Source organism: Pseudomonas sp. B329, from assembly GCF_023127835.1.
In the GTDB taxonomy this organism is placed as follows: domain Bacteria; phylum Pseudomonadota; class Gammaproteobacteria; order Pseudomonadales; family Pseudomonadaceae; genus Aquipseudomonas; species Aquipseudomonas synxantha_A.
In genome coordinates, this window is the sequence record NZ_SPKP01000022.1 from 57,644 (window position 1) to 73,223 (window position 15,580).

The 15,580-nt window shown below is 59.6% G+C and carries 13 protein-coding genes; 10 read left to right on the plus strand and 3 right to left on the minus strand.

What is annotated here, in order from left to right; translation table 11 throughout:
- Window positions 1-100 precede the first annotated feature (100 nt).
- The 4 genes from E4P00_RS13680 (at window position 101) to E4P00_RS13695 (ending at window position 5,129) form a co-directional block, all read left to right on the plus strand.
- A complete protein-coding gene (locus E4P00_RS13680) occupies window positions 101-1,633 on the plus strand; it encodes an MBOAT family protein (RefSeq protein WP_248131752.1) in 1,533 nt (510 codons plus the stop codon).
- Window positions 1,634-1,644: 11 nt separating this feature from the next.
- Window positions 1,645-2,817, plus strand: a complete 1,173-nt coding sequence (locus tag E4P00_RS13685) for an alginate O-acetyltransferase (RefSeq protein ID WP_216090769.1) — start codon at window positions 1,645-1,647, stop codon at window positions 2,815-2,817.
- Between the two features lie 16 nt (window positions 2,818-2,833).
- Window positions 2,834-3,490, plus strand: coding sequence for an alginate O-acetyltransferase AlgF (locus E4P00_RS13690; protein ID WP_016978194.1), 657 nt, complete (start codon window positions 2,834-2,836; stop codon window positions 3,488-3,490).
- A 187-nt stretch (window positions 3,491-3,677) separates the two neighbouring features.
- On the plus strand, window positions 3,678-5,129 hold the full coding sequence (locus tag E4P00_RS13695; protein ID WP_248131754.1) for a mannose-1-phosphate guanylyltransferase/mannose-6-phosphate isomerase: 1,452 nt from the start codon (window positions 3,678-3,680) through the stop codon (window positions 5,127-5,129).
- Between the two features lie 157 nt (window positions 5,130-5,286).
- On the opposite strand, the gene E4P00_RS13700 is transcribed toward E4P00_RS13695, so the two are convergent.
- The gene (locus E4P00_RS13700) at window positions 5,287-9,009 is read right to left on the minus strand and encodes a DUF6543 domain-containing protein (protein WP_248131756.1); all 3,723 of its coding nucleotides are present in this window, start codon (window positions 9,007-9,009) and stop codon (window positions 5,287-5,289) included.
- A 356-nt stretch (window positions 9,010-9,365) separates the two neighbouring features.
- Between E4P00_RS13700 and E4P00_RS13705 the strand changes: the two genes are divergently transcribed.
- Window positions 9,366-9,830, plus strand: coding sequence for a hypothetical protein (locus tag E4P00_RS13705; protein ID WP_005784995.1), 465 nt, complete (start codon window positions 9,366-9,368; stop codon window positions 9,828-9,830).
- Between the two features lie 14 nt (window positions 9,831-9,844).
- Entirely contained in the window at window positions 9,845-10,657 is an 813-nt protein-coding gene (locus E4P00_RS13710; RefSeq protein WP_032877698.1) for an SDR family oxidoreductase, read from the plus strand.
- On the opposite strand, the gene E4P00_RS13715 is transcribed toward E4P00_RS13710, so the two are convergent.
- Window positions 10,654-11,511, minus strand: a complete 858-nt coding sequence (locus tag E4P00_RS13715; RefSeq protein ID WP_248131758.1) for a LysR family transcriptional regulator — start codon at window positions 11,509-11,511, stop codon at window positions 10,654-10,656. The two genes, E4P00_RS13710 and E4P00_RS13715, sit on opposite strands and share 4 nt — an antisense overlap.
- Before the next feature lie 111 nt (window positions 11,512-11,622).
- Here E4P00_RS13715 and E4P00_RS13720 point away from each other — a divergent pair, with 111 nt between their 5' ends.
- The 4 genes from E4P00_RS13720 (at window position 11,623) to E4P00_RS13735 (ending at window position 14,681) form a co-directional block, all read left to right on the plus strand.
- A complete protein-coding gene (locus E4P00_RS13720) occupies window positions 11,623-12,810 on the plus strand; it encodes an MFS transporter (RefSeq protein ID WP_248131760.1) in 1,188 nt (395 codons plus the stop codon).
- Window positions 12,803-13,204 carry a nuclear transport factor 2 family protein gene (locus tag E4P00_RS13725; RefSeq protein ID WP_078820323.1) on the plus strand — a complete coding sequence of 134 codons (402 nt, stop codon included), beginning with the start codon at window positions 12,803-12,805 and terminating at the stop codon, window positions 13,202-13,204. The genes E4P00_RS13720 and E4P00_RS13725 overlap by 8 nt, the downstream gene beginning before the upstream one ends.
- A gap of 141 nt (window positions 13,205-13,345) precedes the next feature.
- On the plus strand, window positions 13,346-14,236 hold the full coding sequence (locus E4P00_RS13730; RefSeq protein ID WP_348984610.1) for an NAD synthetase: 891 nt from the start codon (window positions 13,346-13,348) through the stop codon (window positions 14,234-14,236).
- The gene (locus E4P00_RS13735; protein ID WP_248131762.1) at window positions 14,226-14,681 is read left to right on the plus strand and encodes a hypothetical protein; all 456 of its coding nucleotides are present in this window, start codon (window positions 14,226-14,228) and stop codon (window positions 14,679-14,681) included. Before E4P00_RS13730 ends, E4P00_RS13735 begins: the two co-directional genes overlap by 11 nt.
- A 29-nt stretch (window positions 14,682-14,710) precedes the next feature.
- On the opposite strand, the gene E4P00_RS13740 is transcribed toward E4P00_RS13735, so the two are convergent.
- Window positions 14,711-15,571, minus strand: coding sequence for an HlyD family secretion protein (locus E4P00_RS13740; RefSeq protein WP_032877703.1), 861 nt, complete (start codon window positions 15,569-15,571; stop codon window positions 14,711-14,713).
- Window positions 15,572-15,580: the final 9 nt, after the last annotated feature.

Sequence of the window (15,580 nt, forward strand, 5' to 3'; positions counted from 1 at the left end):
GGTTCTTTCAGTGAAATTGCAATACAACCTCCTCCGAAATCGTGGGGGGGTTTGGGGGGGCTCTGGCCCTTGACTGTTGGTTAAACATGGAGAGATCGGGATGGTTTTCTCGTCCAATGTGTTCCTGTTTCTGTTCTTGCCGATCTTTCTCGGCTTGTACTACTTGAGCGGGCAACGCTATCGCAACCTGCTGCTGCTGATTGCCAGCTACGTGTTCTACGCCTGGTGGCGAGTGGACTTCCTGGCGCTGTTCGCCGCCGTCACGCTGTGGAATTACTGGATCGGCCTCAAGGTCGGTGCCGCCGGCGTGCGCACCAAGCCGGCGCAGCGCTGGCTGCTGCTCGGCGTGGCGGTCGACCTGTGCATCCTCGGCTACTTCAAGTACGCCAACTTCGGCGTCGACAGCATCAATGTAATGATGAAGTCAGCGGGCCTGGAGCCGTTCATTCTCACCCACGTGCTGTTGCCGATCGGGATCTCGTTCTACATCTTCGAGTCCATCAGCTACATCATCGACGTGTACCGTGGCGATACCCCGGCGACCCGCAACCTGATCGACTTCGCGGCGTTCGTGGCAATCTTCCCGCACCTGATCGCCGGCCCCGTGCTGCGTTTTCGCGACCTGGCCGACCAGTTCAACAACCGCACCCACACCCTCGACAAGTTCTCCGAGGGTTGCACGCGGTTCATGCAGGGTTTCATCAAGAAGGTATTTATTGCCGACACCCTGGCGGTGGTGGCCGACCATTGCTTCGCCCTGCAAAATCCCACCACCGGTGACGCCTGGCTCGGCGCGCTGGCCTACACCGCGCAGCTGTACTTCGATTTCTCCGGCTACAGCGACATGGCCATCGGCCTGGGCTTGATGATGGGTTTCCGCTTCATGGAAAACTTCAAGCAGCCATACATCAGCCAGTCGATCACCGAGTTCTGGCGGCGCTGGCACATCAGCCTCTCTACCTGGCTGCGTGATTACCTGTACATCACCCTGGGCGGCAACCGCAAAGGCACGCTGACCACCTACCGCAATCTGTTCCTGACCATGCTGCTCGGTGGCCTGTGGCACGGCGCCAACATCACCTACATCGTGTGGGGCGCCTGGCACGGCATGTGGCTGGCGATTGAAAAAGCCATCGGCCTCAATACTGCGCCGCGCAGCTTCAACGTGTTGCGCTGGGCCTTCACCTTCCTGCTGGTGGTGATGGGCTGGGTGATCTTCCGCGCCGAAAACCTGCACATCGCAGGCCGCATGTACGGTGCGATGTTCAGCTTCAGCGAATGGTCGCTGTCGGAACTCAACCGCGCCAACCTTACCGGCCTGCAAGTGGCAACGTTGGTCGTGGCCTACGCAACCCTGGCGTTCTTCGGCCTGCGCGATTTCTACACCAACCGCCCAGCCGACAAGACCAAGCCGGCCGATCCGAGCCTGATCAAGGCGGTACCGGGCGACAACCCAGGCAGCATTCACGAGCCCGGTTTCAGCGTGGGCCGTGACGCCGCTGTGCAACCGGCCTACTGGACCGCTGACTGGCCACGCTACGCCATGCGCGCTGCGGTGCTGCTGCTGTTCGTGGCGTCGATCCTGAAACTGTCGGCGCAGAGTTTCTCGCCGTTCCTTTACTTCCAATTCTGAGGGAGCCGACCATGACCCGTTCATTACGCGTCCTCTATATCGGCCTGTTCCTGGTGCTGCTGCTGGCACTGGGGGCGTGGTCACTGCGCAGCTTCTTTGGCTTCAGCACCAACGCTGATGCCACGGTGCTTAACGGTCGCTGGACCAAAGCCGTCGAGACTCACTATGACGAGGAGTTCCCGATCAAGCGCCTGGGCACCAACCTGTGGGCTGCGCTGGACTACAAGCTGTTCAATGAAGGTCGCCCTGGCGTAGTGCTGGGCCGCGACCACTGGCTGTACAGCGACGAGGAGTTCAATCCCGCCGTCAACGAAGACCAGAACCTTGAAGGCAATTACGCACTGGTCGAAGGCGTGCGCCAGAAACTCAAGGCCCAAGGCATCCAACTGGTGATGGCGATTGTGCCGGCCAAGGTGCGCCTGTACCCGGAACACCTGGGTGAGGTGAAGCCGGCGAGCATCCACGCCAACTTGTACCAGGACTTCCACGCCCGGGTCGCCGCCGACAACATCCCGGCTCCCGACCTGCTTGGGCCGCTGCAACAGGCCAAGCTGGGTGGCAAGCAGGTGTTCCTGCGTACCGACACTCACTGGACCCCGGACGGTGCGGAAATCGCCGCCAAGCAACTGGCCAAGGCGATTGCCGACAAGACCCCGCTGAGTGGCGAGCCGCAGCGTTTTGTCACCGAGGCCAAGAAAACCGAGCCGCATAAAGGCGACCTGCGTCTGTTCCTGCCCCTGGACCCGCTGTTCGAAAACCTGATGCCGCCTAAAGAGCCGCTGGAAAAACGCGTCACGCACCTGGCCGAAGAAAAAGGTGATGACGCGCTGTTCAGCGACAGCGAAACCCCGGTGGCCCTGGTCGGCACCAGCTACAGCGCCAACCCCAACTGGAACTTCGTGGGCGCGCTCAAGCAAGCCTTGCACAGCGACGTGGTCAGCTACGCCGAAGACGGCCACGGCCCGATCCTGCCGATGCTCAGCTACCTCAAAAGTGACGATTTCAAGAACAACCCGCCCCAGCTGCTGATCTGGGAATTCCCCGAACGCTATCTGCCCGTGAATAACGAAATCGGTGACGCCGACCCAGCGTGGGTTGCGCAGCTTAAACAAGCCGGTTCGCGCCAACAGAACATGGCAATCAATACATCTAAATCCGAGACGCCCGACCGGGCGCAAAACTGAAAGAGAGGTAACTCACATGACTTTCACTACTACTCCTCGTCGTCTCGCCAAGACCCTGGCTATCGCTGCCGGCTTGAGCTTCGTATCGATGTCCGCCTTCGCCGGTGGTGACGCCGCCCTCTACGGCCCAACCGCGCCGAAGGGCTCCAGCTTCGTGCGCATCTACAACGCCAGCAACCAGGAAGTCAGCGCCACCGTCGGCGCCACCAACCTCAGCGACGTTGCACCGTTGGCCAGCAGCGACTTCAGCTTCATGCCGGGCGGTGACTACAGCGCCAAGGTCGGCAGCCAGACCGTACCGGTCAAACTCGCCGCCGACCACTACTACACCCTGGTCAACAGCGGCAGCGGCCAACCGCAGTTGATCGAAGAACCGCCGTTCAAGAACAAGCAGAAATCCCTGGTACGCGTGCAGAACCTCAGCGACAAGGCCCTGACCCTGAAAACTGCTGACGGCAAGACCGACGTGGTCAAGTCGGTGGCCGCCAAGGGCCGTGGTGAGCGCGAGATCAACCCGGTGAAGGTGAGTCTGGCGTTGTATGACGGCGACAAGAAGGTCGGCGATGTGAAGCCGGTAGCGCTGGAGCGTGGTGAGGCAGCGGTGCTGTATGTCACCGGTTCCGGCTCGAGCCTGTCGCCAGTCTGGGTGAAACGCCCGGTGTCGACCCGCTGATTATTTCCCTGAGTTGACACGTCCCCTTGTGGGAGCTGGCTTTCCTGCGATGGCGGTCTTGTAGGCGCCATCGCGGGCAAGCCAGCTCCCACACTGACCGGTTTTCAACTCAGGACCGAGACAAAAACAAGAGTGAAACGACAAACCTTCGTAGCTCTGACCCAAACTGATTCAAGGAGAAACACCCATGATCCCAGTAATCCTTTCCGGTGGTAGCGGCTCACGTCTTTGGCCGCTTTCGCGTAAACAGTTCCCCAAGCAGTTCCTGGCCCTGACCTCCGAGCACACGCTGTTCCAGCAAACCCTGGAACGCCTGGTGTTCGAAGGCATGGACTCCCCTATCGTGGTCTGCAACAAGGACCACCGCTTCATCGTCAACGAGCAACTGAGCGCACGTAAGCTTGAATGCCAACGCATCCTGATGGAGCCCTTTGGCCGCAACACCGCACCGGCCGTGGCCCTGACCGCGATGATGCTGGTCAACGAAGGCCGTGACGAGCTGATGCTGGTGCTGCCCGCCGACCACGTGATCGACGACCAGAAAGCCCTGCAACGTGCGCTGGCACTGGCCACCGTGGCGGCCGAGCGTGGCGAGATGGTGCTGTTCGGCGTACCGGCAACCCGTCCGGAAACCGGCTATGGCTACATCAAGTCCACCAACGACTCGCTGTTGCCCGAAGGCGTGAGCCGCGTGCAGCAGTTCGTGGAAAAGCCCGATGAAAAGCGCGCCATCGAGTTCGTCAAAAGCGGTGGTTACTTCTGGAACAGCGGTATGTTCCTGTTCCGCGCCAGCCGCTTCCTCGAAGAGCTGAAAAAGCACGATCCGGACATCTACGACACCTGCGTGCTGACCCTGGAACGCAGTGAGCAGACCCATGACACCGTGACCTTCGACGATGCCACCTTCGCCTGCTGCCCGGACAATTCCATCGACTACGCCGTGATGGAAAAGACCCAACGCGCCTGCGTGGTGCCATTGAGCGCCGGCTGGAGCGACGTGGGTTGCTGGGCCTCGCTGTGGGCGGTCAATGATAAAGACGCCAACGGCAACGTGAGCAAAGGCGACGTGGTGATCCAGGACAGCCGCAACTGCATGGTGCATGGCAACGGCAAACTGGTATCGGTGATCGGCCTGGACAACATCGTGGTGGTGGAAACCAAGGACGCGATGATGATTGCCCACAAGGACAAGGTCCAGGGCGTCAAGCAGATGGTCAACACGCTCAACGAGCAAGGCCGCAGCGAAACCCAGAACCACTGCGAAGTCTACCGTCCGTGGGGCTCCTACGACTCGGTGGACATGGGCGGCCGCTTCCAGGTCAAGCATATCTCGGTCAAGCCGGGCGCGTGCCTGTCGCTGCAAATGCACCACCACCGCGCCGAACACTGGATTGTGGTCAGCGGCACCGCGGAAGTCACCTGTGACGACAACGTGTTCCTGCTCTGCGAGAACCAGTCCACCTACATCCCGATCGCCTCGGTGCACCGCCTGCGCAATCCGGGCAAGATCCCGTTGGAGATCATCGAAGTGCAATCGGGCAGCTACCTGGGCGAAGACGATATCGAGCGGTTCGAAGATATCTACGGGCGCTCGACACCGGTTGAACGAGGTGTTTCGGTGAAAACTATCGCGCAATAAAACAGTCGTACAAGAAGCCCTCGCCCAGCCCATTGCGTCCCCTATCCGCAGTGGGTTGGGAGGGGGCTTTTTGTTGGGGGCTTTGTAGTAAATAGGCCGAAAGCACAACAGCCATCATGGCCCTTACCCAATACCGGCCGACCCCATGGGCATATATTTAAATCGGCGTTTTCCCATGAGAAATAACGCGATCGACTAATTCACCGTTAGGCCCACCCCGGTACTTCAAAGGAATGGCAAACGGCACATCCACATAGAAAATATGCGGATTATCAGGGCTTTGGATAACATTTAACCCCGACGTATTGACTTCGTAGTAGCGCGACATTTTATCCATCGCATTGCCATATTTACGCTTCCCAAAGATGGTTTCGGAAATCTGTCGGGTAGGCATATTCCCTGGCGCCAAGTCCGTAAAGTAATGCCGGCCTCGCTTTCCGGGCAGAGGTCGACCGCTCAAATCTGAACTTGAAGGTGAAAGGCTCCTATCGGCCATGATTGCGGCATGCGGTTTATCCCCGGTGTAGTGATAAAAAACATTCTTACCTTTTACCGGTGGCTCCATCAGCGCTTTTTCTCCCGGAAAGCTTTCCGGCACCCTCGGTCGCTTATTGGCCGGTTGAGCACTTGTCGCGTTATTCGTGTCGACGTTGCCTGAAGAGCTACCTTGGTCCAACGGACGCTTGCTCGGCCGGGATGTCCCCAGAACATTGGGAGCCCCGCCCGGCAATCGGTTCAAACGCCACTCACCGTTACCGGCGGCCCCCAAAAATGCTTGAACTCTATAGAGTTTTGGCATCGTCAATGACGCCTGAGGATCGACGATGGCGACCCGTCCGTCACGTGCGTGGAAGGCCGAATCAATCTGATACACCTTGTTGACCCCGGTACTGTCGGTATAGCGCACGTAAAAATTATCGCCCACGTTATAGGTACCGTCCGGCCTCAAAATGCGGCCTTTGATGACATCTTCCGACACGGAGAAGGCGCTCAGATCAAGGTTTGGACTCGTGCCGGCCGTTGGTGCTCTGGCGATGACTGGAGGGGCTGGCGGCACCACCGGGCTTTTGAACACCGGCCGCAACGGCACGGCATTCACATTGGGAATACCAGAGGCGGCCATCGTGAAATCCGAGTAGACCGCACGCATCGCGCCCGGACTTTTGAGCAGCCGCGGCAAGATTCGAGCATTGGCGCGCAAGGCCGTCACGCCAGCCTTTCCTAAGCGAACCCCCATGGAGATGCCTTTTCCGAGCACTGGCAACAAGTCGAGGAAGATGGAGGCCACCTCAATGCCGAACTGAACCTTGTTGATTCTCGATTGATACGCAACCTCTGCGCTGCTGACGCTTTGGTGGTCCGCGTGATCGATGAGCAACTTCACTTTCTGCTTGTACAGCTCATCCTGAAAGTTGCCATCGAAGGGCTTGAGTGTCACGGGAGCGCTCGTCAATTTGAACGCAGCGATGAACACATCCAGCGTGCGCATTGGATCCTTCGTCACATCTAATGCCCGTGCCTTGCCTGCCTCGAAAGCTTTAGCCACGTCATTTTTATCGACCGGTGACGTTCTGCTCGCGGTGTAGAGCCTCCACTCCTTTTTTTCCATCAGCGCGTTCAGGGCATTCACATCCGCCAATTCGCGAAAACACACGCCGTCGGGCGCATTCGGCGTGCACAGTACAAGCGAGGCGTCTGTGTCATTGCCAATCACCATCGCGCCCTGAACCGGCAACCCACGCTGAATAAGGGCACTGGTGACAATTTTTTTCCCATCCACCAGAGGCCGGTCAGCCGGGTCCGGGTAGTCAAGAACCGCCGCGACCCACTGCGCCCCTCGTTTGGTACTGGTGTCTTGGGTAGCGTCTATGTTGTAGGTATTGGGGTTGAGTGCTGCGAGAAAAGCCTCGTTATCCAGCATGTCGCTCAGGTGGGTTTTCCACGCTTTGCGGACGTCGCCGGCAGCACCCGACTCGGCATCCGTGGCCAACTCCTTTTTAAGCAGCTCGGTATAGGCGCCTCCCACATCGGCAGTGTTGACCAACGCTTTGAGCTGCTCGGTATCCAGGACGACCTGCTTGCCATCGTCGCCCAGCAGAGGGTTGCCGTGAGTATCGGTCAGCGGCAGTTCGAAGGTGGACCGGCTGAAGTGGCCGTGCTGGACGGCTGGAAACTCACTGGGGTTTTTCAGCGCCAGATCAGTCAGCGATACGCGGTGGTGCTTGACGGTGAGCGTATGACTGCTGCTTTGCCCGCCAGTGTGAGGATTGGACCTGGTTTTCACCCGCACCATCAGCTTGTCCGCATCGACCTGCGCAGCGGGGAACTGCCGTTTGATCGCTTCGTTCATCCGATCGCGGGAAAAGCTACCCAGAGAAGGAAGGGTTGCCAGCGATGACGCCAGCGCATTTGCACTGCGGTCCTCGGAGTGTTCCAGGTAATCAAACAACGCTTCCTGGGCCGGGCTCAGGTTTTTCAGCCACTCGGGGGCCAGCTTGTCAGCCAGTTGTTCATCTCGCGCCGCCATGGCGTTTTCGCCACTGAGCAGGTACGACCAGTCAGCGGCATCATCCATGCGCTTGAGTGCTCCCGGCTCTGTCGATACCCGGGCGAGATTCGCAACGACTTCCTCCTGCTGACGCTTGAGCATCCAGGGGATGCCTTCGGCCAGCACATCCCCCGTCAAGGGTTCGGCGCTCAACATCACATCGTCGCCAGAAGGCGGTTCCGACTTGTTTTGTAACGACAACGGCAGTGTTTGCAACAGTAGGTCCGCGTCGGCGCCCCCCTCATCAAGGCGCGCTGCAATCGCGTGGCGCGCCAGGGCTGGCGTCGCAAACTGCTCGAACCCCTCACCCGGGGTGTACAGCACGACCGGCCCATTAGTCTCATCGAGTGCCAAGGTCCGGCCTTTGGTCCAGACGGGGGGCGTGGCCCCGGAACCGTCGGTGCTGGTGATTAGGAAGCAGCCCGCCATCAAGGCTCCCCGCTCGCTACCGTCATCAACGGTAAGCGGGTAGACACCAGGGCGTGCGCCATTGGGGAAGACAGCTTCCCGTTCAGCCAGCGTGGGGTATTGCAGTGCTGCGTCGATCAACCGCTTGCTCGCCGCGCTCAGTGTTCCATCGCTCACGCGCAATGCCGCCAGCGTCGACAGTTGTTGCTTGTGCAAGGTCAACAACTGGTCTTGAGGGGCCTGCAGAACCTGAGGGTCTTTCAACGTCGGGCGGGGGGTTGCCCAGAAGGTTTGAAGGGCCATCGGAAACTGCGTGACCATGCGCTGGGCAATCGTATCCAGTGTCAACTGTGGCGTGACGAGGGTGCCCGGGCTAGTGTCCGTGTCCGGGGTAAAAATGCCGGACTGTTCAACATCGTCAACGACGGGCTGCTGGCCAGGATTGGCCAGCAAGGTCGCAACCTTCCTGTTCAAGGCGTCCAGCACCGGCTCGGACGACAGTGTTTTGATAGAGCTATCGTCCTGCTCGACCCAGCGCTTGAAGACCAGGTCTTGTGGCTTCAGGGTCGACATGTACGGAAACATTTGGTCCACTTGCTGGCGCAGGAAGTCCTGGAAGCTCGGTTGCTCACCGTGCAAACGCTGCATGTCGCGGGACTGAAGGGCGTGTTGGGTGACAAACGCCTCCTGATTGGTAACCTTGAATTGCTGCATGAGCCGTGGGTATTCCACCCCGACCGGGGGTATGCCGGCCGAGGTGGGAAGAGGAATACCGTCCGGCGCGTAGGTCAATACCGGTGGCAGGTGAACAGGGGGTTGCGCAGATGTTTCAACGGCAATATCGGTTTGGGTGGCCAATGCGTTTGGGGCAACAACGCTTTGTGGGGGGGAAAGGTGGGTCGAGTTTTCGGTCGCTGCAAACATGAAATAAACCTTACATAGAAGAGTTGAACGTCGCCGCTACCTCCCTGTAGGTCGTCAGATAAGTGGACGTTCAATGCGCTCCGGTTCCTGTCCCGAATGTAAGCTCAAGTAGCAGAACGCTGTGAGCTCTGCTGAAAATGCAAGACCAAGTACCAGGGCACTGTACGGTCCTATTGATTGAAGTGAAAAACACCTGCCTGGCGTACAGCCCCCTCCCACATTTGAATGTGTTCACAAATCAAAGGTGGGAGGGGGCTTGCTCCCGATGAGGCCCGCACGGCCACCACAGCACTCAAGTTAACCAATCCCACCTACGCTTAAGTTAGGATGCTCGTTCCCCATTCGAGGTGGTCTCCATGTTCTTCGGCGTTCTCCTGATCATTACCTGGCTGATCCTGCTGCTGCGTTACCCGGCCAAGGCGCTGCCGGTTTCGCTGGCGGCTGCCGTCGGCCTGGGTTTCGTCGCCGTCTGGGTGGTGTGGCTGGACAACCGCGAAGCCGCGCAACTGGCACGCCTTGAGTTGCGCATCAGCTATGCCCCGCAGGACTGCCCGGCCGACCGCCCACTGAAATTGACCCTGAACAACGGCAACGACGTGCCGTTGACCGAACTGCGCTGGCGCGTGGCCGCCTACGCGCCGGGCGACACGGTCAACCTGGCCGACAATGTCTACGCCGCCCCACGCTATCGCGGCCCCGGCGAGTTGCAGGCCGGGGCCACCTGGGATGATTGCCTGCCCACACCGCCACTGCGCCCCGGCTATCGCCCGCAAACCCTGGAATTTCGCGCCGAGCACCTGCAAGGCAGTTTCTCGGACTGACAAAGGAATGATGCATGCCCAACGTACTGATCACCGGTTGCTCCAGCGGCATCGGCCGCGCCCTCGCCGACGCGTTCAAAGCCGCAGGCTTCAACGTGTGGGCCAGCGCCCGCCAGCCAGATGACGTCGCCGCCCTCGCTACCGCTGGCTTCAATGCCGTGCAGTTGGACGTCAATGACAGCGCCGCCTTGCAACGCTTGGCCGAACAAATGGGCGAACTGAATGTGCTGGTCAACAACGCGGGCTACGGCGCCATGGGCCCGTTGCTCGATGGCGGCACCGAGGCGATGCGACGCCAATTCGAAACCAATGTGTTTTCCATCGTTGGCGTCACCCAGGCACTGTTTCCCGCGTTGCGCCGCAGCAAAGGACTGGTGGTGAATATCGGCAGCGTTTCCGGGGTATTGGTGACGCCGTTCGCCGGCGCCTACTGCGCATCCAAAGCCGCTGTCCATGCCTTGAGCGATGCCCTGCGCATGGAACTGGCACCGTTTGGCGTGCGGGTGATGGAAGTGCAGCCCGGTGCGATCAATACCCATTTTGCGAAGAATGCCGGGGCCCAGGCCGAATTATTGATCAACGAAACATCGCCCTGGTGGCCGTTGCGCGAAGGCATTCGGGCGCGCAGCCAGGCCTCCCAGGACAAGCCAACCCCAGCCACTGAATTTGCGGCGGATGTGCTCAAGGCCGTGCAGCAAGCGCAGCCACCGCGTCTGCTAAGGTCGGGCAATGGCAGCCGGGCGTTGCCATTGATGGCGGCGCTGTTGCCCAAGGGGTTGCTGGAGAAGGTGTTGAAGAAGCGCTTTGGGTTGGGCGGTAAACTCTAACACTTCATAAAATCAATAAACGCCCGCACCTTAAGCGGTAAATGCCGGGTATCCGGATACATCGCGTAGACCCCTTGGGGCGCGAAGCGATAGTCCGCCAATACACGCACCAGCCGTCCCGCCTCCAAATCCTCCTGCACAAGCCACTGTGGCAAGATCGCCACACCGTGGCCACGCACCGCAAACGCCTGGAGCACCGCCGCACTGTCGGCCACCAAGGCGGCCGGACCTGCGCGGTATTGATGCCCATCGCCGGCAGGGTCGGTCACGCTCAACTCCGTCAAACGGCCATGGCCCAGCCTGGGCACCTGCTCCAACTCCTCCAGGGTCTGAACGCCCGCAAACGCTGGCGCCGCGACGGCGAACACTTCAAACGTCGACAACTGCACCGCCCGATGATTGGAGTCCAGCAAGCGCCCCAGGCGAATAGCCACGTCAAAACGCTCGGAGATCAAATCGGCGTGGGTGGAGGATGTGGATAAGTGGATATTCAGGTCCGGGTGCAGGCGGCGAAAGGTTTCCACCGCCGGGGCGACCACGGCCAGGGCATACTCGACGGTGGTGGTGATGCGCAGCGTGCCTTTGAGCTGCGCATGTTCGGAACGGGCCTCTTCCACCGCCAGGCGCGCCTCTTCGAGCATTCGTGTGCAGCGCAGGTAGAAACGTTCGCCGGCATCGGTGAGCGCCAGCTGGCGAGTGTTGCGGGTCAGCAGGGTGACGCCCAGCTCCGCCTCCAAGCGCTTGAGGTTGAAGCTGACCACGGCGCGGGTCTGGCCGAGCAGATCCGCGGCGGCCGTGAGCGAGCCGGCCTCGACCACGGCCTTGAAGGTGTCGAATCGATCCAGGCTGACCATGGCCACGCCCTCCGTTTGTCAAAATATTTTTGACAAACTAACAGGCAAACCGACGTATCCCAAACCCTGCTTGCCGCCTACCCTGCGCGCTTCATTCGCAGGATCGCGTTCATGACCTACCGCTCGAAAATTGCCTGGATCTTTCTACTGGGTTTTGCCCTGGACCTGGTGAACATGTTTGTCGCCACCGTCGCCTACCCGGACATCGCCCGCGAACTGCACGCCTCGGTCACGCAACTGGCGTGGATCAGCAATGCCTACATGCTCGGGCTGACGGTGATCATTCCCTTGAGTGTGTGGCTGGCGGCGCTCATGGGCGAGCGCACCCTGATCGCCACCAGCCTGCTGCTGTTTGCCGGGGCATCGGTGATGGTCGGCCAGGCCGGCTCCATCGACGCGTTGATTGGCTGGCGCGCTGTGCAGGGGCTCGGCGGCGGCTTGTTGATTCCGGTGGGGCAAGCCATGGCTTACCGACACTTTCCCGCAGCCGAGCGCAGCCAGTTGACGGCGCGGGTCATGTCGGTGGCATTGCTGGTACCGGCATTGTCTCCGGCGCTGGGTGGGGTAATTGTCGACAGCCTGTCCTGGCGCTGGATTTTCTACGCCAACCTGCCTCTGGCGCTGGTGACCCTGCTGCTGGCGCTGCTGTGGATAAAACCCGATGTGCCTTCCACCGTACGCCCGCCCCTGGACCTGGGCAGTATGTTCAAACAAGCCGCCAGCCCGATGCTGCGTGTGGCAATGCTGGTTTACCTGTGTATTCCGGGGATATTTATCGGCACCAGCCTGATCGCCATCCTCTACGTGCGTGACCTGGGGTATGACGCCACCCAGACCGGCGCACTCATGTTGCCGTGGGCACTGGCCTCGGCCGTGGCGATCTACCTGAGCAAGCGACTCTTCAACCGCTGCGGCCCCAAACCCTTGTTACTGGCCGGCATGGCGCTGCAATGCGGCGGCATCCTATTGCTCAACGAGCCGGCGCTGATCATTGCGGCCTACGTCTTGATGGGCCTGGGCGGCAGCTTGTGCAGCAGCACCGCGCAAACCCTGGCCTTTCTGGATATTCCCGCCGAGCGCATGGGCCACGCCAGCGCGTTGTGGAACATGAACCGGCAAGTGAGCTTCTGCGTCGGCGCCGCCTTGCTCAGTGCAGTACTGTCGACCTTGGATTCCTTCGCCATAACCTTCACGATAGCGGCAGCTCTGACCCTGTTGCCGCTTTTCGCAGTGTTGCGCCTGGATGCCTCCAGGATACGCACGCTGCTTCACCCTTGCAGCGAGCCCAAGCATGATTGACTACAGCGATTTTTTTGAGGAAGTGATCCAGACTCACGTCGAGATCGAACAATGGTTTGCCGGGGTTGCACCTGAGGGCACGCTGGAAAACCTGCTGGCACGCTTCTCACCGGAGTTCAGCATGGTCGCGCCGGCCACCGGTACGCGGGTCAACAGGGCCGGGGTCAATGCGTTGTTCACGCGCCTGGGTGGGATGCGGCCGGGGTTGAAAATCACCTTGAGCGAAATGACCGGGATTGATCGTCATGCGCGGGGAGCCACGGTGACGTATCGCGAGCATCAGGTGGATGACAGCGGTACGCAAACGGATCGCCGCGCCACGGTTGTGTTCGAGAAGCAGGCCAGTGGTGCGCTGTTGTGGCGTCACTTGCATGAAACTTATGTAGCACCATGAAATAACCATTCGGCCAGATCCTACAGAAAACAGCGAACGGCCTGACATCATTACGAGGAAGCTATCCTCAGGCTCTCTCACCTCTGTCCAATCACAGGTGAAAGGATGCCGAGCGCTTTCCTGCGAAGCGGGGTGCCGGATGTGCACACCACGACTCGCCAGCGGCTAATCAGTCTGCTGGACCTGCCCAAACTCTATAGAACCATTGACGCTGACCCGGCCATCGTTGGGGCCGGCGTAGTGCATATCGGCAGTGATTATCAGGTGACGGTGCTGCGTGAGTTTGTGCCGTTGTGCAGTATCAGGCCCAAGCGGGTGATTCTGCGAGAAGTGACAGGCCCAATGATGACTGCTGATGAGTACGCGCATTGGGTGGCAAACTCACCACGCGAGTCGCAGATATGGCGCGAAGCCGCGGGAATGGCCGTAGCATGCGGTGGGGCGGTGATTGGGATTATTGTTGCCAAGGCAGGCATCGCGTCAGCGCCCCTCAGCGCAGGTTCCAGCCTTGCAGTTACTTACATTGCTTATACAGCTGCAGCCTCCAGTGCTTTGCAATGTGGCAACGGCCTATGGCGAACCTACAAAGAACTAACCAATCCGTCTGACAACGATTATTACGACAGCCACAGTTGGTATCAGGCAATGACCGTAGCCTTGGACGGCATTTCGCTGGTGGGTGCGGGCAGCACGACGTTTGTTACGGTAAAGACCGTCATGACGATCAAAAATACGACAGGCCGCAACCTGACCGACATCTTGAGGCGCATGAGCCGCCAGGAACGTGCAAAGCTGACAAACGAAGTACTGCGCCTGCAGAACCCTCGTCATCCTCGCGAAATGATTCGGTTAAAGCAGCTGGCCGGAGCACTCCCCAAACGCTTCAGCAATACCCGGATACGCCAAGACCTTCTCACTCAACTCTCCGATCAGGTAGGTGCCGCTCTGGCGATTACTGGCAGCGGCCTGTCCGGGAATATCAACCCTATCCTTATCGGCATTTATGAAGAGTTCAACAGCCATGAACAATGACATCGATACCCTGCAGGCCCCCCGAGCGTTAAGTCGTTACACCCAACGTTTTGCATTCACGGTGGGTATGGGGGTATCAATGAACTTAGTCAGCATTTCAGGCAACCTGTCACATAGCCTGTCGTATTACGCCCGAATAAATTATCTCCCTGGCGAATATGCGGTCGTGGCGGGCATGGCTCTGCTACTGGCAATGTGTATTTGCCTGGCCTTAGTGGCGGCAGGGTTTCGTTCGGGGCCTCCATTGCTTGTAGGCGTCGCGGCCCTGAACGCCTTGCTTTCGGCAGACTACTTGGGAAACAACCCAGTGACTATGTTTGCAGTATTTCCATTGTTTCAATCGCTGTTCTGCCTGCTGATCCTCAATACAAGAAACCACCGCCGCTTCGTCGGCATGCTGCGGGTCAAGCGTCGACGGAAAATCAGAGCCAACACACAAACCTGAGCCGGTGCCCAATCCGCCCCTCCCACATTTCAGTTTTGTGTTGGGTTGACGATCACAGTGCAGGTAATCCCGGCCGCCAACAGCACGCCCTCCGGCACTTCATCAATGTGAATCCGCACCGGCACACGCTGCGCCAACCTCACCCAGTTGAACGTCGGGTTCACATCGGCAATCAGCTCACGGCTCTCGGGGTTGTCGCGGTCGTAGATGCCACGGGAGATGCTTTCCACGTGACCCTTGAGTGTCTCGCCACTCATCAATTGCATATCGGCTTTATCCCCGACGTTGACGTGGGGCAGCTTGGTTTCTTCAAAGAAGCCATAGACCCAGAACGAATTCATATCCACCACAGCCATCTTCGCTTCACCGATACGCGCATAGTCGCCGCGATGCACGTTGAGGTTGGTGACGTAGCCATCCACTGCCGCCAGCACACGGGTACGTTTCAAGTTGAGTTCAGCGGCCTCCAGTTGCGCCAGGGCGTGCTGATAATCGGCCAGGGCCGAGTCGGCGATATTACTGGCGTCGTCGCGGTTTTCCCTGGAGATCACCAGGGCGTCGAGGTCAGCGCGGCGGTGGGCGTTGAGCTTGCGCATCTCCCAGGTAGCCTTGCGTGAAGCCACCAGCGATTGCGCCTGCTTGACCGCGATGCGGTAGTGCTCGGGGTCGATCTGCATCAGCAGGTCGCCTTTTTTTACCAACTGGTTATCGCGTACCGGCACGTCCACCACCTCGCCGGTAACGTCCGCCGCGACGTTGATGATGTCGGCGCGCACGCGGCCGTCGCGGGTCCATGGCGTTTGCATGTAGTGCACCCACAACGTGCGGCCAATCCAGATCGCCAGGGCCAGCACCAGCAAGGTCGCGAGCAGGCTGAAAAACTTTTTCATCGGGGCATT